Origin of the sequence: Streptomyces europaeiscabiei, assembly GCF_001550375.1 — a bacterium.
GTDB lineage: Bacteria > Actinomycetota > Actinomycetes > Streptomycetales > Streptomycetaceae > Streptomyces > Streptomyces europaeiscabiei.
In genome coordinates, this window is the sequence record NZ_LRTR01000073.1 from 1 (window position 1) to 511 (window position 511).

Sequence of the window (511 nt, forward strand, 5' to 3'; positions counted from 1 at the left end):
CACCCGCCCACAGCGCGGCGGCGTCGACGACGAGGGTGGGGTCGGCGAGGCTGTGCACCTGGACGACGGCCGCGCCCGCCCGCGAGGCGCCTTCGCTGTCGTCGAAGAGGTCGTGTGCCGCCAGGTCCAGGCGCAGGGAGACCCGTACGCCCGCGTCCATGCCGGCGGCGACCTCGGCCGCCCAGTCGCGGGCGTGCGGCAGTCGCTGCCCGGCGTGCGCGGCGAACGGTTTCCCGGAGACGTACGGCGCCGCCGGGCCGCGTGGCAGCGTGTCGGCGACCGCGTCCAGGAAGGACCGCATCAGCGGCTCCGGCTCGGGCAGCCGCAGCGGTCCCCCGCCGGGCAGCGGGACCGCGTGGCCTTCGTACGGCAGTGCCGCGGCGACGGCCCTGAGGTGCGCGATGTCCTCCGGGTCGAGCGGTCCCGCCCGCCACGCGTCGTACCCCTCGGCGGTCAGTCCCGGCAGCAGCCGCCCCCGGGCGATCAGTCGCAGCGCGTGCAGTGCGGCCGC

The 511-nt window shown here is 77.9% G+C and carries 1 pseudogene; it reads right to left on the bottom strand.

The features are described 5' to 3' along the window. A pseudogene (locus AWZ10_RS03170) lies at positions 1-511 on the bottom strand (ATP-dependent helicase); the annotation flags it as partial.